17 protein-coding genes are annotated in these 19,001 nt (G+C 67.7%); 6 read left to right on the forward strand and 11 right to left on the reverse strand.

The genetic code is table 11. The annotated features are described in order from the left end of the window. Position 1: 1 nt before the first annotated feature. Both ACFWZ4_RS15650 and ACFWZ4_RS15655 read right to left on the reverse strand, forming a co-directional pair. The gene (locus ACFWZ4_RS15650) at positions 2 to 1,669 is read right to left on the reverse strand and encodes an amidohydrolase (protein WP_439705593.1); all 1,668 of its coding nucleotides are present in this window, start codon (positions 1,667 to 1,669) and stop codon (positions 2 to 4) included. Positions 1,670 to 1,862: 193 nt separating this feature from the next. After that, on the reverse strand, positions 1,863 to 2,447 hold the full coding sequence (locus tag ACFWZ4_RS15655; protein WP_439705594.1) for an FMN-dependent NADH-azoreductase: 585 nt from the start codon (positions 2,445 to 2,447) through the stop codon (positions 1,863 to 1,865). Between the two features lie 117 nt (positions 2,448 to 2,564). Between ACFWZ4_RS15655 and ACFWZ4_RS15660 the strand changes: the two genes are divergently transcribed. Genes ACFWZ4_RS15660 through ACFWZ4_RS15670 form a run of 3 tightly spaced genes read left to right on the forward strand, consistent with a single transcriptional unit; the run spans position 2,565 to position 5,534 of the window. Beyond that, positions 2,565 to 3,542 (forward strand): LysR substrate-binding domain-containing protein, encoded by a 978-nt coding sequence (locus ACFWZ4_RS15660; RefSeq protein ID WP_439705595.1) that lies wholly within the window; start codon positions 2,565 to 2,567, stop codon positions 3,540 to 3,542. 43 nt (positions 3,543 to 3,585) lie between these two features. Further along, positions 3,586 to 4,731, forward strand: a complete 1,146-nt coding sequence (locus ACFWZ4_RS15665; RefSeq protein WP_439705596.1) for a pyridoxal phosphate-dependent aminotransferase — start codon at positions 3,586 to 3,588, stop codon at positions 4,729 to 4,731. 2 nt (positions 4,732 to 4,733) lie between these two features. Next, the gene (locus tag ACFWZ4_RS15670; RefSeq protein WP_439705597.1) at positions 4,734 to 5,534 is read left to right on the forward strand and encodes an amidohydrolase; all 801 of its coding nucleotides are present in this window, start codon (positions 4,734 to 4,736) and stop codon (positions 5,532 to 5,534) included. A gap of 155 nt (positions 5,535 to 5,689) precedes the next feature. Here ACFWZ4_RS15670 and arsC read toward each other — a convergent pair whose 3' ends face one another. Genes arsC through ACFWZ4_RS15690 form a run of 4 tightly spaced genes read right to left on the reverse strand, consistent with a single transcriptional unit; the run spans position 5,690 to position 9,279 of the window. Further along, positions 5,690 to 6,040 (reverse strand): arsenate reductase (glutaredoxin), encoded by a 351-nt coding sequence (gene arsC / locus ACFWZ4_RS15675; protein ID WP_439705598.1) that lies wholly within the window; start codon positions 6,038 to 6,040, stop codon positions 5,690 to 5,692. A 12-nt stretch (positions 6,041 to 6,052) separates the two neighbouring features. Beyond that, a complete protein-coding gene (locus tag ACFWZ4_RS15680; RefSeq protein WP_439705599.1) occupies positions 6,053 to 7,480 on the reverse strand; it encodes a pseudouridine synthase in 1,428 nt (475 codons plus the stop codon). After that, positions 7,477 to 8,340, reverse strand: coding sequence for an SMC-Scp complex subunit ScpB (scpB, locus tag ACFWZ4_RS15685; RefSeq protein WP_439705600.1), 864 nt, complete (start codon positions 8,338 to 8,340; stop codon positions 7,477 to 7,479). The genes ACFWZ4_RS15680 and scpB overlap by 4 nt, the downstream gene beginning before the upstream one ends. 36 nt (positions 8,341 to 8,376) lie before the next feature. Beyond that, complete coding sequence (locus ACFWZ4_RS15690; RefSeq protein ID WP_439705601.1) at positions 8,377 to 9,279, reverse strand: segregation and condensation protein A; 903 nt, start codon at positions 9,277 to 9,279, stop codon at positions 8,377 to 8,379. 695 nt (positions 9,280 to 9,974) lie between these two features. Between ACFWZ4_RS15690 and ACFWZ4_RS15695 the strand changes: the two genes are divergently transcribed. Further along, entirely contained in the window at positions 9,975 to 10,343 is a 369-nt protein-coding gene (locus ACFWZ4_RS15695) for a PilZ domain-containing protein (protein WP_439705602.1), read from the forward strand. A gap of 58 nt (positions 10,344 to 10,401) precedes the next feature. Here ACFWZ4_RS15695 and ACFWZ4_RS15700 read toward each other — a convergent pair whose 3' ends face one another. Next, complete coding sequence (locus ACFWZ4_RS15700; protein ID WP_439705603.1) at positions 10,402 to 12,087, reverse strand: AMP-binding protein; 1,686 nt, start codon at positions 12,085 to 12,087, stop codon at positions 10,402 to 10,404. Positions 12,088 to 12,185: 98 nt separating this feature from the next. Between ACFWZ4_RS15700 and ACFWZ4_RS15705 the strand changes: the two genes are divergently transcribed. Then, positions 12,186 to 12,626, forward strand: a complete 441-nt coding sequence (locus tag ACFWZ4_RS15705; protein ID WP_439705604.1) for a hypothetical protein — start codon at positions 12,186 to 12,188, stop codon at positions 12,624 to 12,626. 109 nt (positions 12,627 to 12,735) lie between these two features. Here ACFWZ4_RS15705 and acnA read toward each other — a convergent pair whose 3' ends face one another. Next, complete coding sequence (acnA, locus tag ACFWZ4_RS15710; protein WP_439705605.1) at positions 12,736 to 15,414, reverse strand: aconitate hydratase AcnA; 2,679 nt, start codon at positions 15,412 to 15,414, stop codon at positions 12,736 to 12,738. 260 nt (positions 15,415 to 15,674) lie between these two features. On the opposite strand from acnA, the gene ACFWZ4_RS15715 reads away from it, so the two are divergent. After that, positions 15,675 to 16,607 (forward strand): LysR family transcriptional regulator, encoded by a 933-nt coding sequence (locus ACFWZ4_RS15715; protein ID WP_439705606.1) that lies wholly within the window; start codon positions 15,675 to 15,677, stop codon positions 16,605 to 16,607. 52 nt (positions 16,608 to 16,659) lie between these two features. On the opposite strand, the gene hflD is transcribed toward ACFWZ4_RS15715, so the two are convergent. From hflD to ACFWZ4_RS15730, 3 genes are read right to left on the reverse strand one after another with little or no spacing between them, the layout of a single operon-like run. Next, a complete protein-coding gene (gene hflD / locus ACFWZ4_RS15720; protein WP_439705607.1) occupies positions 16,660 to 17,283 on the reverse strand; it encodes a high frequency lysogenization protein HflD in 624 nt (207 codons plus the stop codon). Next, complete coding sequence (mnmA, locus tag ACFWZ4_RS15725) at positions 17,280 to 18,416, reverse strand: tRNA 2-thiouridine(34) synthase MnmA (protein ID WP_439705608.1); 1,137 nt, start codon at positions 18,414 to 18,416, stop codon at positions 17,280 to 17,282. Before mnmA ends, hflD begins: the two co-directional genes overlap by 4 nt. Then, positions 18,413 to 18,901, reverse strand: a complete 489-nt coding sequence (locus ACFWZ4_RS15730) for an NUDIX hydrolase (RefSeq protein ID WP_439705609.1) — start codon at positions 18,899 to 18,901, stop codon at positions 18,413 to 18,415. Before ACFWZ4_RS15730 ends, mnmA begins: the two co-directional genes overlap by 4 nt. Between the last annotated feature and the right edge of the window lie 100 nt (positions 18,902 to 19,001).

The raw sequence follows: 19,001 nt of genomic DNA on the forward strand, positions 1-19,001 counted from the left end.
GTCACTTGTCGGCCGAGTACACCTGCTTGCCACCGACCCAGGTCCCCAGCACCTGGGTCTTCCAGAGATCCTGCGGGTTGATGCTGAAGATGTCCCGATCCACCAGGATGAAGTCGGCGTACTTGCCCGGTTCCAGCGAACCCTGTGTCTTTTCTGCATGGCCGGCATAGGCCGCACTGAGAGTGAAGGCGCGCAGCGCTTCGACCAGGCTCAGTTTCTGGTCGGGGTACCAGCCGCCGGGCGGCTGGTTATGGTGGTCCTGCCGGGTCACCGCCGCATGCAGGCCGAAGAACGGGTTGGGCGATTCGACCGGGAAGTCGGAACCGAAGGCGACCACCGTGCCCTGCTTGAGGAAACGCCGCCAGGCGTAGGCGCCCTCGATGCGCTCATGGCCCACGCGGTCCTCGGCCATGTTCATGTCGGAGGTGGCGTGCGTGGGTTGCATCGAGGCAATGAGTTTCAACGGCACGAAGCGCGGGATGTCCTTGAGCGAAACGATCTGCGCGTGCTCGACGCGGTTGCGGAAGGCCCTGGCGTCGGGGTGGGCCTTGTAGGCCGCGGCGAAGCTGTCCAGTACCTCCCGGTTGGCCGCATCGCCGATCGCATGGATGTTGACCTGGTAGCCCTTGGCGAAGGCCTTCTCGATCTTCGACGCCATCGTGCCCGGACTCATGAACAGCAGCCCGTGGTTGTGCGGATCGTCGGAGTAGGGCTTGAGCATCGCCGCGCCGCGGCTGCCCAGTGCGCCGTCGGCATACAGCTTGACCGAGTGCACGGTAAGGAAACCGTCGCCGTAGCCGTCCAGCGGAGCGCCCGCCGTGATCGTGTCGAAGTCGTCGCCGGTGTCGCGGATCATCGCGTAGATGCGCGCGGTGAGTTTGTGCTCGTCGGCGTAGCGCTTGTAAAGGCGGTAGTTGGGCAGGTCGATGCCGGCGTCGGCCGCGCCGGTCAGGCCCACGCGCGCCATCTCCGCCAGCGCGGTGTCGAGCGCGATGGCACGCTCGTTGTCGGTGGGCGCGGGCACCACGGAGGCGACCAGCTCGGTGGCGCCATCGACGAACACGCCGGTGGGATTGCCCTGGGCATCGCGTTCGATGCGCCCGCCCGGCGGATCCCTGGTGTCGCGGGTGATGCCGGCCAGCTTCATGGCGGCGGTATTGGCCCAGGCAGCGTGGCCATCGACGCGGCTGAGCCACACCGGCCGGTCCGAAACCACCGCATCCAGTTCCCTGGCGGTGGGGAAGCGACCGAGCTTCCAGATCACCTGGTTCCAGCCGCCGCCCGTGATCCAGCGTGCGTCCGGATGGGCCTTGGCGTAATCCTTGATGCGCGCGAGTGCCTCGTCGATCGACTGCGTTCCGGTCAGGTCGGCCTGGGTGAGCGCATACCCCAGTTCGAGCACGTGGCCGTGTGCATCGATCAGGCCCGGCAGCAGCGTCTTGCCGTGGCCGTCGACCACCGTCGCGTCGTCGGCGCGCTTGACCAGCACCGCATCGGTGCCGGTGGCCACGACCTTGCCGTCGTCCACCAGCAACGCGTCGAAGCGCTGCAGCTTGCCGTGGCCGTCCAGGGTGTAGCCCTTGACGTTGTGCACGTACAGATCGGCAGCCTGCAGCGCCGGCGCGATGGCCAGCAGGGCGAGCAGGGACAGACGCAGGGTGGAGTTCATGCGCGCGGATTCCTGTGCGGGGAAAGCCGCAGTGTGTCGGTCCGGGCCCGGTTTTTCCACCACAGAAGTTGCGCAAAGGAAGAAGGTGCCGTTCGCCTGGGCGCAAGCGCAAAGGCGCCGAAGTCGAAGGCACCCTGCGAGGGCGCTTCGACTTCGGCTTGCGCTCACGAACGCCTGGTAGTCGCGCGTGAGGTCACGCCGCCTTGGGCAACAGCGTCCCGATCGCTTCCTTCGCAGCCGCCAGCGCTCGGCTCTTGTGCTCGGCACTGACCGCCACGCCCTCGGCGCGCACGAACTCCACGTCGGTGATCCCCAGGAAACCGAGCACCGCGCGCAGGTAGTTCTCCTGGAAGTCCATCGCTGCGGCCCCCGTACCTTCGCCGTAGAAACCGCCGCGGCTGGAAGCCACTATCACCCGCTTGTTGCCGGCCAGGCCCTCGGGGCCGTCGGCGGTGTAGCGGAAGGTCTTGCCGGCCACCGCGATGCGGTCGATCCAGGCCTTCAGTTGGCTGGGCACGCCGAAGTTGTACATCGGCGCGCCGAGCACGATGACATCGGCGGCCAGGAACTCATCCATCACCTCGTTGCCCAACAGCGCGCCGGGATCCCCGGCATCGGCCACCGGCGCCCAGTGCGGCAGCGGCTGCGCGGCGAGGTCGCGGTAGCGCACGGAGGCATCCGGGCGCGCGCGCCTGACCTGGGCCACGATGTCCGCGGTGAGTTCGCGCGAGACCGAATGCTGGCCCAGGGCGCTTGAATCGATGTGCAGCAGTTTCATAGCGTGACTCCAGTCGAAGGCCGGCGAGCCGGCGACGGGATACACGATACTTTCGCAACAATGGTCTGATAAGTCGGCTAATATCGAACTTATCGTTTCTATAAGGAAACAGCTGGCATGACCCTCGACGGCACGCTGCAGGACCTCAACGACCTCTATTTCTTCGCCATGGTGGTCGAGCACAACGGCTTCTCAGCGGCTGGCCGTGCCTTGGGCATCCCCAAATCGCGTTTGAGCAAGCGGGTGTCGCAGTTGGAGGAGCGCCTGGGTGTGCGACTTCTGCAGCGGACCACCCGTCGTTTCGTGGTGACCGAAGTAGGCGAGCGCTTCTATGCCCACTGCCGCGCGGTGCTGGAAGAAGCCCGCGCGGCGCAGGAAGCGGTCGACGAGCTGCGCGCCGAGCCACGGGGCGTAGTGCGTCTGAGCTGCCCGGTCTCGCTGGCGCAGACGGTGGTGGCACACGTGCTGCCGGACTTCCTTGCGCAGTACCCCAAGGTGCAGGTGCGCGTGCTTTCCAGCAACCGGCGCGTGGACGTGGTGGGCGAGGGCTACGACATCGCCATTCGCGTGCGCAGCAAGCTCGATGCCGACGCCAACATGGTGATGCGTACCTTCGGCCTGTCCCGCGTGCTCGCTGTGGCCAGCCCCGGAATGCTCGACCGCCTGGGGCGGCCCAAGGCGCCGGCAGAACTGTCCACGTTGCCGGCACTGACCATGCTCGAGCACGAGGGCGCGCAGGTATGGGAGTTGATCGACGCTCAGGGCGAGCGCGTTTCGGTGGAGATGAATGCACGCCTGGTCACCGGTGAGTTCGCGCTGCTGCTGGAAGCCGCACGCCGTGGTCTGGGTGTTGCGCTGCTGCCGGAGTTCGTTTGCGCGCCCGCGGTTACCCGCGGCGAGCTGGAAGTGGTGCTGCCTGACTGGAGCGCGCCGGAAGGCACCATGCATTTCGTCTATCCCAGCCGTCGCGGAATGCTGCCCGGCGTGCGTGCGCTGGTGGACTTCCTTGCCGAGCGCCTGCCCGAGGCGACCCGCCTGAAGCACGAGCAATGCCGGCAACGCCCGCTCGATCCACTCGACCGGCCGCGCACATGAGCCGTGCTAGGCTTGCCGTTTGGCCTTCCAGACATCCGTGCGCATGAACATCGACACCAAGCTTCCCAAGGTCGGCACCACCATCTTCAGCGTGATGAGCCAGCTTGCGCTCGATCACCAGGCGGTGAACCTGGGCCAGGGCTTTCCCGATTTCGAGCCGCCGCAGCCTTTGCGTGACGCTCTCACCCGAGCGATGGCCGAAGGCAAGAACCAGTACGCCCCGGGCATCGGCACCGCCGCGCTGCGCGAGCAGATCGCGATCAAAACACAGCGGTTGTATGGGCGGCGCGTGGACTCGGCTACCGAGATCACGGTGACGTCCGGCGCCACCGAGGCGCTGTTTTGCGCGATCGCGGCGACCGTGCGTTCGGGCGAGGAGGTGATCGTGTTCGACCCGGCCTACGACTCCTACGAGCCGGCGATCGAACTGCAGGGCGCACGCGCGGTACACATCCCCCTGACCGTGCCCAGCTTCTCGATCGACTGGCAGCGCGTGCGCGATGCGATCACCCCGAAGACACGGATGATCCTGATCAACAGCCCGCACAATCCCTCGGGCGCGGTACTTTCGGCGGACGACCTGCAGATCCTGGCCGAGCTCACCCGCGACACCGACATCGTCGTGCTGTCGGACGAGGTCTACGAACACATCGTCTATGACGGTTGTCGGCACGAAAGCGTGCTGCGGCATCCGGAGCTGGCCGAGCGCAGCATCGTGGTGTCCAGCTTCGGCAAGACCTACCACTGCACCGGCTGGAAAGTCGGTTATGCGGTGGCGCCAGCGGCGCTGTCGGCCGAGTTCCGCAAGGTGCACCAGTACCTGACCTTCTGCACGTTCCATCCCGCGCAGGCGGCCTTCGCCGAAATCATGGCCAATGACCCGGCGCACTACCTGGAACTGCCGGACTTCTACCAGGCCAAGCGCGACCGCTTCCGCGCGCTGCTGGCGCCCTCGCGCTTCAAGCTTCTCGACGTGCCGGGCGGTTATTTCCAGCTGGTCGACTACTCGGCCGTCCGCGACCAGGACGACCTCGCGTTCGCGCGCTGGCTGGTGGAGCAGGGCGGCGTGGCGGGCATCCCGCTGACACCGTTCTACGAAAAGCCGCCCGGCACGCGCCTGCTGCGCCTGTGCTTCGCCAAGAGCGATGCCACCATGACCGCCGCCGCGGAGCGCCTGTGCCGTCTGTGAGCATGCAGCCGCTGACCGTCAGCCTGGTCCAGGGCGCCACGCGCTGGCACGACGCGCCGGCCAATCGCGAGTACTACGGCGCGCTGGTGCGCCAGGCCCGGGGCAGCGACCTGATCGTGCTTCCGGAGACGTTCCTGTCCGGTTTCAGCAACGACACGCGAGTCAGCGCCGGCACCATGGACGGGGAGGGTGTGGCCTGGCTTCGCGATCTGGCGTGCGAGATGGACGCGGTGATCTGCGGCAGCCTGGCCATCATCGAAAACGGCACCGTCTACAACCGCCTGTTCTGGATGCGCCCGGACGGCAGCCACGCGCAGTACGACAAGCGCCACCTGTTCCGCATGGCCGGCGAGCACACGCGTTACGGCGGTGGCCGCGAGCGGCTGGTGGTCGAGTTGAACGGCTGGCGCATCCTGCCGCAGGTCTGTTACGACCTGCGCTTCCCCGTGTGGCTGCGCAACCGCCGCCTGGAGAGCGCGGCCGGCGGCATGGATTACGACCTGGCGTTGTTCGTCGCCAACTGGCCGGCGCCGCGCCGGCAGCCCTGGCGCACGCTGCTGCGCGCGCGGGCGATCGAAAACCTTGCGTGCGTGGTAGGCGTCAACCGCGTCGGCGTGGACGGCAACGACTTGCCGTATGCGGGCGACAGCGCAGTGATCGACCCGGTCGGCGAGGCGATGATCGAGCTCGGCACGCAGGAACAGGTCGCCACGGTGCGCCTGGATCCGGCGCCTTTGCTGGCGCACCGCGAGCGTTTTCCCGCGTGGATGGATGCCGACGAGTTCACCTTGGGGCCGATGTGATCGAATCGCCAGGGCGGCAGTCGCAGAGTGTGCCCACGCAGCGCGTGATCGCACCTGCCGCAGGCTCCATCACGACGAAGCCGCCCATGGGGCGGCTTCTGTTGCGGTCGCCATCGGCATTGGCGCGCAAGGTGGGCTGAAGCCCACCCCGCGGTTCAAGGCAGGATGGCCAGGATCGCCTCCGGCGGGCGGCCGATGGCGGCCTTGCCACCGGCCACGACGATGGGGCGCTCGATGAGTTTCGGATGCGCGACCATCGCCTGCAGGAGGGCTTGGTCGCCCACCGCGGGGTCGTCCAGGCCAAGCTCCTTGTACTCCGCCTCGCCCGTGCGAAGCAGCTGGCGCGGCGTCATGCCCAGCAGGTGCAGCAGGTTCTTGAGCTCATCCACGCCGGGCGGCGTGTCGAGGTAGTTGACCACTTCAGGCTCGATGCCGCGCGCCTGCAGCAGCTCGAGCGTTCCGCGCGACTTGGAACAGCGGCTGTTGTGGTAAATGCGCACGGTCATGGCGGCGAGACCTCAGCGGTTTCCGTGGCGGTTGCCGCCGCGGCCGCCCTGGGGCCGTCCACCGCCGCCCTGCGGGCGGTTGCCGCGGTTTTGCGGCCTACCGCCCTGGCCCGGGCTTCCACCCGGGCGGGGACCGCGATTGCCGCCACCGCCACCGCCGAAGCCGGAGTAGGGGCCGGCGTTGCGTGCTTCACCACCGCGGCCGCCCGCCGGCTTGCCGCCGCGTCGATTGCCGCCCGCCGCGTTGCCGCCTGCCGCGTTGCCGGCAGCCCGGTTGCCGCCCGGCGCCTGCCCACGGCCGCCGCCTTCGCGGCTTTCGCCCGCGAACCAGGTGCGCACCGACGGCAGTTCCTGCCCGGGCGCAACACCGCGCTTGCTCTTGCGACGGCCGGGGGCCGCCGGACGCTCCGGCCTGGCCACGTTTCCGTTGACTTCCTTGCCCGGGCGGCGGCGCTGCTGCTTGCCCCGCGCCGGTTCCTCGCGGATGCGGTCGAACGCGCGCAGCTCGCGGGCCTCGTCGTGGTAGGCGCCGCTCCAGCCAGTCGGCGCGCCGCGCTCGGGACGGTATTCGGTGACGCTGCGGCTGGCGCGGCGCTGGTGCAGGACCGGGCTCAGCGTCAGCACCGGCTGGGCAGGCCCCAGGCCGGCGGACTTGCGCAGGTCCTTGATGGCATCTTCGGAAAGCGACTCGCTGTCGCCCCGGCGCAACGTGCGCGGCAGCTCGACAGTGCCATAGCGGATGCGCTTGAGGCGGCTGACCAGGAAACCCTGCGAATCCCACAGGCGGCGCACCTCGCGGTTGCGGCCTTCGCGGATCACCACGCGGAACCAGCTGTGGCTGCCGCCTCGGCTGATGATGGCGATCTCGTCGAAGCGTGCGGGGCCATCCTCCAGCTCCACGCCCGACTTGAGCTTCTCGATCACCTCGTCCGGCACCTCGCCGTGCACGCGGCAGAGATACTCGCGGCCAAGCCCGCTCCTGGGGTGCATCAGCGCGTTGGCCAACTCGCCGTCGGTGGTGAGCAGCAGCAGGCCGGTGGTGTTGATGTCCAGGCGGCCCACGGCCACCCAGCGTGCGCCCTTCAGGCGCGGCAGCTGTTCGAACACGGTGGGGCGGCCGTCGGGATCCTCGCGGGTGGTCACCACGCCTTCGGGCTTGTGGTAGAGCAGCACCTCGGTCTCGTCGCGGTTGTCGGTGGCGACGACGAACTGCTTGCCGTCGAGCACGACGCGGTCGCCGGCGTGCACGCTGGCGCCGATGCCGGCCGGCGCGCCGTTGAGTTCGACCTCGCCAGCCTGGATGCGCTGTTCCAGCATGCGGCGCGAGCCCAGGCCCGCGTTGGCCAGCACCTTGTGCAGGCGTTCTTCCAGGGCGGGGCTGTCGGCCTCTTCGCGGGGTTCGCGCTTGAGGGTCAAAACGGATTTCTGCGGCGCAGTCATGCGCGGTACTCCTCGGTGTCCTGCTCGGCGGCGTCTTCGTCGACGTCCGCAGGGGCTGCTGCCTCGTCGGCAGTGGCGGGTGGGGTGGGCGCCTCGTCCTCGGACGCGGCGGCGGTGGTTTCGGTGGCGTCGGCCGGTTCGGCCTCGGCCTCGGCGAGCGCGGGTGCTTCGCCGGAAAGCGCCTCGTCCTGGCCGGACTCGGCGGTGTTTTCGTCGATGTCGCCAGGGGCCTCGTCCTGCACGGCCCCGGCATCTTCCTCGTCCGGATCGATCGGCAGGTCCTTGATCACCCGCGGGGGCAGCGGTTCCTGGTCGAGGCGAAGCTGCGGGTCTTCCATGTCGCGGATTTCGGACAGCGGCGGCAGCTCGTCCAGCGACTTGAGGCTGAAGTAATCCAGGAATGCCCGGGTGGTGCCGAACAGCGCCGGCTTGCCGGGCACGTCGCGATGGCCGACCACGCGGATCCACTCGCGCTCTTCCAGCGTCTTGACGATGTTGGAAGAGACCACCACGCCGCGGATCTGTTCGATCTCCGGCCGGGTGATCGGCTGGCGGTAGGCGATCAGCGCCAGCGTTTCCAGCAGGGCGCGCGAGTAGCGGCTGGGCTTCTCGGTCCACATGCGCGACACCCAAGGGTGCACGTCCTGACGGACCTGGTAGCGGAAGCCGGAGGCGACTTCCCTGAGCTCCACGCCGCGGCCGGCGCAGTCCTCGCCCAGCGACTCCAGCGCCCGCGCGATCGCCTCGCGGTCGACCTGGTCCTCGTCGATGAACAGCTCGCCCAGCTGAGCCACGGTGAGCGGCTGACTGGCGGCAAGCAGCGCCGCTTCGATAATCGGTTTGAGTTGCTCGATCTGCATGGCCTTGAGGTCAGAGATGCGAATGGAGCCGCGCCGTCAATCGGCGGCGGCGGAAACCGGCATGTCGTCCGGCAGTTCGTCGTTTTCTTCGGCCAGCGCGGTCTTTGCCTTGACGTAGATCGGCGCCAGTGGCTCTTCCTGCACGATCTCGACGAGCATTTCCTTGGCCAGCTCCAGCATGGCCAGGAAGGTCACCACCACGCCCAGGCGGCCTTCGGTGATATCGAACAGGCTTTCGAAGCGGTGGAACGTGCTGTCTTCCAGACGGCTCAGCAGTTCGCCCATCCGTTGGCGCACGCTCAATGCCTCGCGCTTGATCGCGTGGTGGCCGAACAGCTCGGCGCGGTGCATCACATCCTTGAGCGCCAGCAGCATTTCCTTCAGGTCCAGCGGCGGCGGCAGCTTCACCACGTTGCGCTCGCCCACCTCGGCCTGCACCACCACAGTGTCGCGTTCCAGGCGGGGCAGGGTGTCGATGTCCTCGGCGGCCTTCTTGAAGCGCTCGTATTCCTGCAGGCGGCGCACCAGTTCGGCGCGTGGGTCGTCTTCGATGCCTTCCTCGGCGGGCGGCCGGGGAAGCAGCAGGCGCGACTTGATCTCGCCCAGGATCGCGGCCATCAGCAGGTACTCGGCGGCCAGCTCCAGCCGCATCGTGTCCCGCATCATGTCGATGTATTCCATGTATTGCCGGGTGATTTCGGCAATCGGAATGTCCAGGATGTCCAGGTTCTGGCGGCGGATCAGGTACAGCAGCAGGTCCAGCGGGCCCTCGAACGCTTCGAGGAAAACTTCCAGGGCGTCCGGCGGGATGTACAGGTCCTGCGGCATCTGCAGCATGGGTTCGCCGCGCACGACCGCCAGCGGCATTTCCTGCTGCTGGGGGATCGACGCGAAGGCGTCCTGCGACGGTGCGGCCGGCTGCTGCGGTTCTGTGCTCATCAATGCATGTCGTGAGGCCGCTCACGCGGCCGGCAATGCGTTCAAAACCTGTCGTCCTGGCGGGCGGTGCCCTGTAGACGGGTATCCCCTCGTGACCGCGGCTTCGGGCCGGCGATCGTTCAAGCTGGCTCGCCGGTTCCGGCACAGCCGTCGCCGCGTGTCGCTTGACGAAGCCGCACCACGGCGGTTCGGTCAGGCGGGCTCGGGCGACCACCAAGGCGTCCACGCCGGGCACCGGGCCCTGGAACGAACGCAAGACAGGATGGCGACACGGGCGCCACGGACGGTTTCAATCGGTCTGCCGGGACTCGGATGCGTGCCGCGATGGCCGGTATCGACCGGCACGGCGCACGCTTGAACCGGGCATGGGGACAGGTTAGCGGTAGCGTTGCGGCAAGTCCAGTACGCAGGTGCTCGCGCATGGGGCAGCATGTGACACGGTGCGTCGGGCAGACGCCGGGCGCGGCAGTTCCAATGCCGTGGCGGGCGGGCAAGGGGTGGCGTCGCATCGATCCATCGATGGCATGGCGTTTGCTTCGCCGTGCGGTGAGATGTCCGTTTTTCTCGCTGCGCGTGCCGTTCGCTGAACACTGGCGGCTACGCAGGCAGCAACCGGGTGTCGATGGGACGCAGGATGCGTCGTACGATCGCAGGGACGTCACAGGGGCGCAGGTGCGTTCCGTTTGGGGAGTTGGATGACGATCGAAGACAACGTGACGGATGAATCGGGCCCGAAATTCCTGCGGCCCGCGCGCATGCGCATCGAAACCACCGTGCTCATGAGCCACGGCGTGCAGTCGCATCCGACCGAACTGGTCGACATCTCCGCCACGGGCGCGCTGCTGCGCCGACCGCTGGGCTGGCAGGGCGAGCTGGGACAGAACTGGGTGCTGGACATGATCTTCGGCCGCGACCTGCACATCCATCTGGAGGCAGTGGTCGCGCGCATCTCCGACCGCCACATCGGCTTTGCCTACTCGCGCATCCCGGAAGACAAGCAGGTGCCGCTGTGGAACCTGCTGGGAGGCTACGCGGACATACTGGAGCATTGGCGGGAGGAGTGATCCAGCCGTGCGCTTTTCGTAGGAACCCACAAATGGTCCCCTACGAAGGCCTGGGCGCTCAGGCCGGGGTTTTCTTCTGCTCGTTGCGCAGCTCGCGACGAAGGATCTTGCCCACGTTCGACTTCGGCAGCGCGTCGCGGAATTCGATCTGGCGCGGGCGCTTATAACCAGTCAGTTTGTCGTGGCAGAACTGCTTGAGGACGTCGGCGGTGAGCGCGGGATCCTTGCGAACCACGAACAGCTTCACCACCTCGCCCGAGTGCTCGTCCGGCACACCCACGGCGGCCACCTCGGCCACGCCGGGGTGTTGCATCACCACGTCCTCGACCTCGTTCGGATACACGTTGAAGCCGGACACTAGGATCATGTCCTTCTTGCGGTCGACGATGTAGACGTAGCCATTCTCGTCCATGCGGGCGATGTCGCCGGTGTGCAACCAGCCATCGGCGCCCAGCACCTTTGCCGTCTCGTCCGGACGCTGCCAATAGCCCTGCATCACCTGCGGGCCACGCACCATGAGCTCGCCCACTTCGCCGATCGACAAAGGCTGGTTTTCCTCCGACCAGATCGCCACCTCGGTGGACGGCACCGGCAGGCCGATCGAACCGTTGTAGTCCCGAAGGTCCAGCGGGTTGATGCACACCGCCGGCGAAGTTTCGGTCAGGCCATAGGCCTCGGCCAGGGTGCAACCGGTGGTCTTCTTCCATCGCTCGGCCACCGCCCGTTGCACGGCCATGCCGCCGCCCAGGGTCAGGTGCAGGCGCGAGAAGTCCAGCTCGGCAAAGCCCGGCGTGTTGAGCAGGCCGTTGAACAGCGTGTTGACACCGGTCAGCGCGGTGAAACCGGACTTCTTCAGTTCCTTGACGAAGCCGGGCATGTCGCGCGGATTGGTGATCAGCCAGTTCAGGCCGCCCAGGCGCATGAACACCAGGCCGTTCGCCGTCAGCGAGAAGATGTGGTACAGCGGCAGGGCGGTGATGATCACCTCTTCGCCGGGCTTGGCGAGGTCGCCGATCCAGGCGCTGGCCTGCAGCATGTTGGCGACCATGTTGCCATGGCTGAGCATCGCGCCCTTGGCCACGCCCGTGGTGCCGCCGGTGTACTGCAGGAAAGCGAGGTCGTCGTGGCCCAGCTCGACCCTGGGCATGGGATGCGAGGCGCCCTGTGCCAGTGCGTCGCGGAAGCGCACCGCCTTCGGCAGCGAGTAGTCGGGCACCATCTTCTTCACGTGCTTGAGCACGAAGTTGACCAGCGCCCCCTTTGGGAAACCCAGCAGGTCGCCGATGCCCGTGGTGACCACGTGCTGGACGTGGGTTTCGTTGATGACCTCCTGCAACGTGGAGGCGAAGTTGTCCAGCACCAGGATCGCCTTGGCGCCGGAATCTTCCAATTGGTGCCTGAGTTCGCGTGCGGTGTAGAGCGGGTTGGTGTTGACCACCACCAGGCCTGCGCGCAGCGCCCCGAACAGCGCGATCGGATACTGCAGCACGTTGGGCAGCATGATGGCGAGCCGGTCGCCCTTCTTCAGGCCCAACACGCCGGTGAGGTAGCCGGCGAACTGACCGCTCAGGGTTTCGATCTCGCCGTAGCTCAGCTGCTTGCCGAAACTGGCGAACGCCGGCTTGTCGCGGAACTTGCCGAAGGCTTCTTCCACCACCTCCGCCACCGATGCATAGGCGTTGACGTCGATCTCGGCGGGCACGTCATGCGGATAGTGGGCAAGCCACGGACGCTCGTTGCTCATGTACTGTTCCTGTTCCCCGTTCGGCCTTGCGGCCAAGGCATTGGAGCATACGCCCGCGCACGGCGGCAAGCCGCGCCGCGGCGCGGATCGGAGGGTTCATGCACGCACGAAAAATACTGTCTTCCCTTGGGCTTGCGCTGGTGTTCGTGGCCTTGGCCGGCTGTCGGCACACGCCGGACGAAACGCGCGTGCGCGAGGCCATCGCATCCGTCGAAGAGGCGGCCGGACAGGCCGATGCCGGTGGCGTTGTCGAGCCGCTCAGCGAAGACTTCGACGGCAACGGCGGCCAGCTCGAGCGCAAGGACATCGCCAACCTGGTCCGCCTGGCGGGCCTGCGTGGCGAGCACGTCGGGGCGACGCTTGGACCGATCTCGATGGAACGGCGCGGTGAGCGGTTGATGGCGGATTTCACCGTCACCCTCACCCAGGGCAGTCGCCTGCTGCCGGATGCGGCCGGGGTGTACCAGGTGGAAACGGCGTGGCGCAGGGAGGGCGACGAGTGGCGCTGCTACAGCGCGACGTGGAAACGGCAGCTCTAGTGCCTCGTAGGGTGAGCTCCAGCCCGCCTTTCCGGCAGGAGCCGGTGGAATGAAGCGCGAAAAAAAAGGCCGCCCGGAGGCGGCCTTTTCGCTGCAACTACGGCAGGGCTCAGGCGGCCTTGCGGCCGGCCAGCTGACGCAGCACGTACTGCAGGATGCCGCCGTGCCGGAAGAAGTCGCGCTCCTTCGGCGTGAGCAGCATGACGTGCACGGCGAACTCCTTCTTCGTGCCGTCGGCCGCCGTGGCGATCACCTTCGCTTCCTTCGACTCACCGCCTTCCAGGCCCAGGATCTCGATCGACTCCTTGCCGGTCAGTCCCAGCGACTGCGCGTTCTCGCCGTGCTTGAACTGCAGCGGCAACACGCCCATGCCCACCAGGTTCGAGCGGTGGATGCGCTCGAAGCTCTCGGCGATCACCGCCTTGATGCCCAGGAGCAGCGTGCCCTTGGCCGCCCAGTCGCGCGAGGAGCCGGTGCCGTATTCCTTGCCGGCGATGACCACCAGCGGCGTGCCTTCGGCCTTGTACTTCATCGCCGCGTCGTAGATGGACATCTCCTCTCCCGAGGGGACGTGCACGGTATAGCCGCCCTCGACGCCGTCCAGCATCAGGTTCTTGATGCGGATGTTGGCGAAGGTGCCGCGCACCATCACGTCGTCGTTGCCGCGGCGCGAACCGTACGAATTGAAGTCCTTGGGCTCCACGCCCTTGGCGATCAGGTAACGGCCCGCCGGGCTGTCCTTCTTGATCGAGCCGGCCGGCGAGATGTGGTCGGTGGTGATCGAGTCGCCGAACAGGCCGAGCACGCGTGCGCCATGGAGGTCGTCGACCTTGGACAGCTCCATCGTCATGCCGTCGAAGTAGGGCGGGTTCTTGATGTAGGTCGAATCCTCCCAGCCGTACAACGCGCCCTCGGCCGACGGAATCTGGTTCCAGCGGCTGTCGCCCTTGAACACGTCGGCGTAGTTCTTCTCGAACATCTGCGGGTTGATCGCGCCGGCGATGGCGTCGGAAATTTCCTGGTTGGTCGGCCAGATGTCCTTCAGGTAGACCGGCTGGCCGTCGTCGCCCAGGCCGATGGCATCCTTGGTCAGGTCGATGTCCAGCGTGCCGGCCAGTGCGTAGGCGACCACCAGCGGCGGCGAGGCCAGGTAGTTCATCTTCACTTCGGCGTGCACGCGGCCTTCGAAGTTGCGGTTGCCCGAGAGCACCGAGGCGACGGCCAGGTCACCCGCGCCGATGCCCTGGCTGATCTCGGCCGGCAGCGGACCGGAGTTGCCGATGCAGGTCGTGCAGCCGTAGCCGACGATGTAGAAACCGACCTTCTCCAGTTCCTTCAGCAGGCCGGTCTTTTCGAGGTAATCGCTGACCACCAGCGAGCCCGGGCCGATCGAGGTCTTCACCCACGGCTTGGCCTTCAGGCCCTTGGCGGCGGCCTTCTTGGCGACCAGGCCGGCGCCCAGCATCACCGCCGGGTTGGAGGTATTGGTGCAGGAGGTTATCGCGGCGATCACCACCGAGCCGTCCTTGAGCGTGAAGTTCTCGCCGTCCTTGGTGACGCCGACGCTGCCGCTGCCGGACTTGCGGCTGGCGGTTAGCGGGCCGACCACGTCGTGGAAGCTCTGCTTGACGCCTTCGAGCAGCACGCGATCCTGCGGGCGTTTGGGGCCGGCCATGGACGGGCGCACGTCGGCGAGGTTGAGCTCCAGCGTGGTGGTGAACTCGGGCGTGACGCTGTTCTCGTCGTGCCACATGCCCTGCGCGCGGGCATAAGCCTCGACCAGCTTGATCTGCTCTTCGCTGCGACCGGACAGGCGCAGGTAGTTCAGCGCCTCTTGGTCGATGGGGAAGATGCCGCAGGTCGCACCGTATTCCGGCGCCATGTTGCCGATCGTGGCGCGGTCGGCCAGCGGCAGGTGCTTGAGACCGTCACCGAAGAACTCGACGAACTTGCCCACCACGCCGAGCTTGCGCAGCATCTGGGTGACAGTCAGCACCAGGTCGGTGGCGGTCACGCCCTCGGGAAGCTTGCCGGTCAGTTTGAAGCCGACCACCTGCGGGACCAGCATCGACGAGGGCTGGCCCAGCATGGCCGCCTCGGCCTCGATGCCGCCCACGCCCCAGCCGAGCACGCCCACGCCGTTGATCATGGTGGTATGCGAGTCGGTGCCGAACACGGTGTCCGGATAGGCCCACAGCTGGCCCTCCTTCTCGGCGGTGAACACCACGCGGGCCAAGTGCTCCAGGTTCACCTGGTGCACGATGCCGGTGCGCGGCGGCACAACCTTGAAGTTGTTGAACGCCTTCTGGCCCCAGCGCAGGAACGCGTAGCGCTCCTGGTTGCGCTCGAACTCGATCTCGACGTTCTTCTCCAGCGCCGACTCGGAACCGTAGACGTCGACCTGCACTGAATGGTCGATGACCAGTTCGGCCGGCGCCAGCGGATTGATCTGGGTGGCGTCGCCGCCGAGCTTGACCACCGCGTCGCGCATCGCCGCCAGGTCGACCACGCAGGGCACGCCGGTGAAGTCCTGCAGCACCACGCGCGCGGGCATGAAGGAGATTTCGGTATCGGGCTCGGCCTTGGCCTGCCAGTTGGCGACCGCCTCGATTTCCTTCGTGGTGACGTTGATGCCGTCTTCGTGCCGCAGCAGGTTCTCAAGCAGGATCTTCAGCGAGTACGGCAGCCGCTTGAGGTCGAAGCGCTCGCCGAACTTGGCGAGGTTGGCGTACGCATAGCGCTTGCCGTTGACCTCGAGGGTGTCGCGGATGGAAAACGAGTCTTTCATGACGAAACTCCTGGCTTGAGCTTTGAAGCGGCTGGGGAGAGCTGGTATTGCGGCGGCCAAGCGCACGCAAAGGCCCGCGATTATCGCAAATACCGCGTCCGCGCGTCCTCGCGGCGCCTGGGGTCGGGCGGAATTGGCGGGCGGTATTCTCGCGGGGCGGGCGAGCGGGGCGGCTAGAATGGCCCCGATACGCCGACCATCCCACCGTTGGCCGCCAAGCATGCGACGGCCCGCCCTTCCGCACAAACGCTTTTGGTGACATGCAGCATTCGATGATTTCGACGGCGCTCTCGGCGGTATCGCTGCGCGACCTGGCGCTGGTGCAGGCGGTGCATCGCCATGGCAGTTTCAACAGCGCCGCGCGGGCCATGCACATCAGTCCGTCGGGACTGTCCCACCAGGTGCAGAAGGTCGAGCAGGCGCTGGGCGCCCCGCTGTTCGAACGTGGTGGCCGGCGCATCGTGCCCACCGCCGGCGGGCAGCGGTTGCTGGAGCGGATCAGCGCGGTGCTGGACGCGGCCGAGCTCCTGCAGCAGGCCGCCCGCGCCGGCACGGTTGCCTTCGGCGGCGAGCTGAGACTGGGCGTGCCGGCCTCACTGGGTCCCTATCTGCTGCCGCACCTGGTAGAGCCGTTTCCGCTGCACTTTCCGGCGGCCCGGTTGAGCTTGTCCGAGGGCAAGCCACGCGGACTGCTGCGTCGCCTGCACGAGGGCGAACTCGATGCGGTGCTGGCGCCGCCGGCTACCGCCGCGAGCGGCATCGCCACGCGGCCGCTGTTCGCCGAGCCGTGGCAGGTGCTGTTCCGCGCCGACCATCCGCTGGCCGGCCGTGCCCACGTGACGCTGGACGAACTGGACGAGGCCGAGGCCACGTTGATGGCCGAGAGCCATCCGGACGGCATCGACGGGCAGGGCGGCCATGGCGGTCACGTGCAGGACGTCAGCCTGGAAAGCCTGGCGGCGCTGGTCGGCCTGCGTGGCGGCTACGCGCTGGTGCCGGCGCTGGCGCGCGAGCGGCTGGCCTCGAAGCCCGAGCTGACCGTCGTGCCGTTGGAAGGCGCCGTGCCGGGCCGTCAGATCGCGTTGTACTGGCGCGAGGCATCGCCTTGGCACGCGGACATACAGGCGTTCGCCGAACTGCTGCAAGAGGTGGCGCGCGGGCGGCCAGGGTTGGTGGTGGGGCCGGTGGGCTGAAGGCCGCCCTGCGAGTGCGAGGCTGGGTGGGCTTCAGCCCGCCGCACCGCGCTCAGCCGTTGTCCAGCGTCACGCCCGTCAGCAACCCACGCGCCAGCATGCTGCACTGGCGGCGGTTGAGGACGATCTGCCACTGCCGCCCGCCGACCTGCCGCCACAGCACGGCCGAACGCACGGCGGCCAGCAGGTTGGCGCGCACCTTTTCCGCCACCGCCGGCTGCTGCAGGAACTGCGGGTTCCCGCTGACCATCACGCGCGGGCTCAGCGTGGACAGGGTCGATGCGTAGAGATCGGCCAGGCGCCGGACGACCTGCGGGGAATCCTGGCCGAAATGCGCCACCTGGCGTTGGGCGGCAACCACGCCTTCCTGCAGTTTCGCGGTCAGCTCGGGCCGGCGAGCCAGGCTGCGTTCCAGCCGCATGACGGTCACCGCCATACGGGTCAGTCCCATGTCGCGGCTGCCGTCGTCGAGCTGGCCGATCAGGTTGCGCAGGCCCAGCCGCACGCCGCCGACGCCGCCGTAGACGGCCGCCACCGACGGCGCATCGATGCGGAACACGCTGGCCACGCTCGACTCCATCGCCCCTTCGTCGCAACGCCCTTGGTTGGCCAGCTGCTGCGCCAGTCCCGCCGCCTGGAACAGGCCGGCCAGCGCGAGCACGCGTGGTTCGTTCATGGCGAGGATATCGAGCACGTCTTAGGTCCTGCGGGAAGAGGGGAAAGGCCGCCAAACGGCGCATCGGTGGCCGCGATCACGGCGCCACCCAGGCAGGCTTCGCCGTCGTAGAACACCACCGACTGGCCCGGGGTGACCGCCCGCTGGGATTCGTCGAAGCGCACCTCCAGCCCGGCGGGCGACCATTGGACCTCGCATGCCTGGTCCGCCTGCCGGTAGCGGGTCTTGGCGGTGCAGCGAAACGCCGTCGCCGGAGCCCCCCCGGCCACCCAGGTCGGCGCTTCGGCAAGCAGTCGCCTGGACTGCAGCCAGTGGTTCTCGCCGCCCTGCGCCACATAGAGCACGTTCGCCGCCACGTCCTTGCCGACCACGTACCACGGCTCGCCGCCCATGCCCTGGCGCCCGCCGATACCCAATCCGTTTCGCTGGCCCAGCGTGTAGTACATGGTGCCCTGGTGCTCGCCGACCAAGGTCCCTTCCGGGGTGCGCATTTCACCGGGCCGCGCCGGAATGTACTGCGCCAGGAAACCGCGGAAGTCGCGCTCGCCGATGAAGCAGATGCCGGTCGAATCCTTCTTGGCGTGCGTGGGCAGGGCGGCGGCGCGGGCCAGTTCGCGCACGGCCGACTTCTCGATCTCGCCGACCGGGAACAGCGTGACGGACAACTGCCGCTGGCCCAGCGCGTGCAGGAAGTAGGTCTGGTCCTTGCCCGTGTCCACCGCACGCAGCAGGCGGTAGCGGCCGTCGCGCTCGTCGACGCGTGCGTAATGGCCGGTGGCGATCTTTTCAGCGCCCAGCGCCCGCGCCTCGTCCAGGAAGGTCTTGAACTTGATCTCGCGGTTGCAGAGTACGTCCGGGTTGGGCGTGCGTCCGGCGCGGTACTCGGCGAGGAAGTGGGCGAAGACGCCGTCCCAGTACTCGGCCGCGAAGTTGCGTGCGTGAAAGGGAATCCCCAGACGCCCGCATACCGCCAGGGCGTCCTTGCGATCGGCGTCGGCGGTGCAGGGAGCGTCGCGGTCGTCCTCCTCCCAGTTCTGCATGAACAGGCCCTCGACCTCATGGCCGGCCTGCTGAAGCAGCAGCGCGGCAACCGACGAGTCGACCCCGCCGGACACGCCCAGCATCACCTTCATGGCAGGGCGGGCTCCGCAAGCAGGCTGGACAGTACGCCCAGCGGCAGGCGCCGGCCCGCCAGCCAGGCATCGATGCTCAGCAGCACCATGGGGCTGCGCAGGCGCCCGCCCAGCGCGGCGATCTCGGCGCGGGTCAGCCACACCGCGCGGCGGATACCCTCGTCGAGCGCGCGATGCGGGTCGTGCGCCAGCGCGCGTGCCGCGAAGCTGAAGCGGACCACGCCCTCGCCATGCTCGGTACTGCGCCACTGGTGCACGCCCAGGAAATGCTCCACCTCGATCGTCCAGCCGGTTTCCTCCAGCGTTTCGCGCACCGCGGCCTGCAGGAGGCTTTCCTGGTCGTCCAGGTGGCCAGCCGGCTGGTTGTAGACGAGGCGGCCGTCGACCTCCTCCTCGACCATCAGGTAACGCTCGCCACGCGCCACCACGCAGGCGACGGTGACGCGGGGGCGCCAGACGGAGGGAGCGGTGGAAGTGACGGACATCGGGGACGGGAGGGGTGGAAATGCGCCATTGTGCCATCACCTAAACGAGGCGCGTCCTGCACGGCGGCGCGACGGGGCTGCATCCGTCGCGGCGTATACT

It is taken from the genome of Frateuria sp. GZRe12 (assembly GCF_051900535.1).
Taxonomy (GTDB): domain Bacteria; phylum Pseudomonadota; class Gammaproteobacteria; order Xanthomonadales; family Rhodanobacteraceae; genus Frateuria_A.

What these genes read in the sequence shown, in the direction of transcription:
- ACFWZ4_RS15650 (WP_439705593.1), bottom strand. Translation starts at nt 1,669, where the DNA reads ATGAACTCCACCCTGCGTCTGTCCCTGCTCGCCCTGCTGGCCATCGCG.
- ACFWZ4_RS15655 (WP_439705594.1), bottom strand. Translation starts at nt 2,447, where the DNA reads ATGAAACTGCTGCACATCGATTCAAGCGCCCTGGGCCAGCATTCGGTC.
- ACFWZ4_RS15660 (WP_439705595.1), top strand. Translation starts at nt 2,565, where the DNA reads ATGACCCTCGACGGCACGCTGCAGGACCTCAACGACCTCTATTTCTTC.
- ACFWZ4_RS15665 (WP_439705596.1), top strand. Translation starts at nt 3,586, where the DNA reads ATGAACATCGACACCAAGCTTCCCAAGGTCGGCACCACCATCTTCAGC.
- ACFWZ4_RS15670 (WP_439705597.1), top strand. Translation starts at nt 4,734, where the DNA reads ATGCAGCCGCTGACCGTCAGCCTGGTCCAGGGCGCCACGCGCTGGCAC.
- arsC (WP_439705598.1), bottom strand. Translation starts at nt 6,040, where the DNA reads ATGACCGTGCGCATTTACCACAACAGCCGCTGTTCCAAGTCGCGCGGA.
- ACFWZ4_RS15680 (WP_439705599.1), bottom strand. Translation starts at nt 7,480, where the DNA reads ATGACTGCGCCGCAGAAATCCGTTTTGACCCTCAAGCGCGAACCCCGC.
- scpB (WP_439705600.1), bottom strand. Translation starts at nt 8,340, where the DNA reads ATGCAGATCGAGCAACTCAAACCGATTATCGAAGCGGCGCTGCTTGCC.
- ACFWZ4_RS15690 (WP_439705601.1), bottom strand. Translation starts at nt 9,279, where the DNA reads ATGAGCACAGAACCGCAGCAGCCGGCCGCACCGTCGCAGGACGCCTTC.
- ACFWZ4_RS15695 (WP_439705602.1), top strand. Translation starts at nt 9,975, where the DNA reads ATGACGATCGAAGACAACGTGACGGATGAATCGGGCCCGAAATTCCTG.
- ACFWZ4_RS15700 (WP_439705603.1), bottom strand. Translation starts at nt 12,087, where the DNA reads ATGAGCAACGAGCGTCCGTGGCTTGCCCACTATCCGCATGACGTGCCC.
- ACFWZ4_RS15705 (WP_439705604.1), top strand. Translation starts at nt 12,186, where the DNA reads ATGCACGCACGAAAAATACTGTCTTCCCTTGGGCTTGCGCTGGTGTTC.
- acnA (WP_439705605.1), bottom strand. Translation starts at nt 15,414, where the DNA reads ATGAAAGACTCGTTTTCCATCCGCGACACCCTCGAGGTCAACGGCAAG.
- ACFWZ4_RS15715 (WP_439705606.1), top strand. Translation starts at nt 15,675, where the DNA reads ATGCAGCATTCGATGATTTCGACGGCGCTCTCGGCGGTATCGCTGCGC.
- hflD (WP_439705607.1), bottom strand. Translation starts at nt 17,283, where the DNA reads ATGAACGAACCACGCGTGCTCGCGCTGGCCGGCCTGTTCCAGGCGGCG.
- mnmA (WP_439705608.1), bottom strand. Translation starts at nt 18,416, where the DNA reads ATGAAGGTGATGCTGGGCGTGTCCGGCGGGGTCGACTCGTCGGTTGCC.
- ACFWZ4_RS15730 (WP_439705609.1), bottom strand. Translation starts at nt 18,901, where the DNA reads ATGTCCGTCACTTCCACCGCTCCCTCCGTCTGGCGCCCCCGCGTCACC.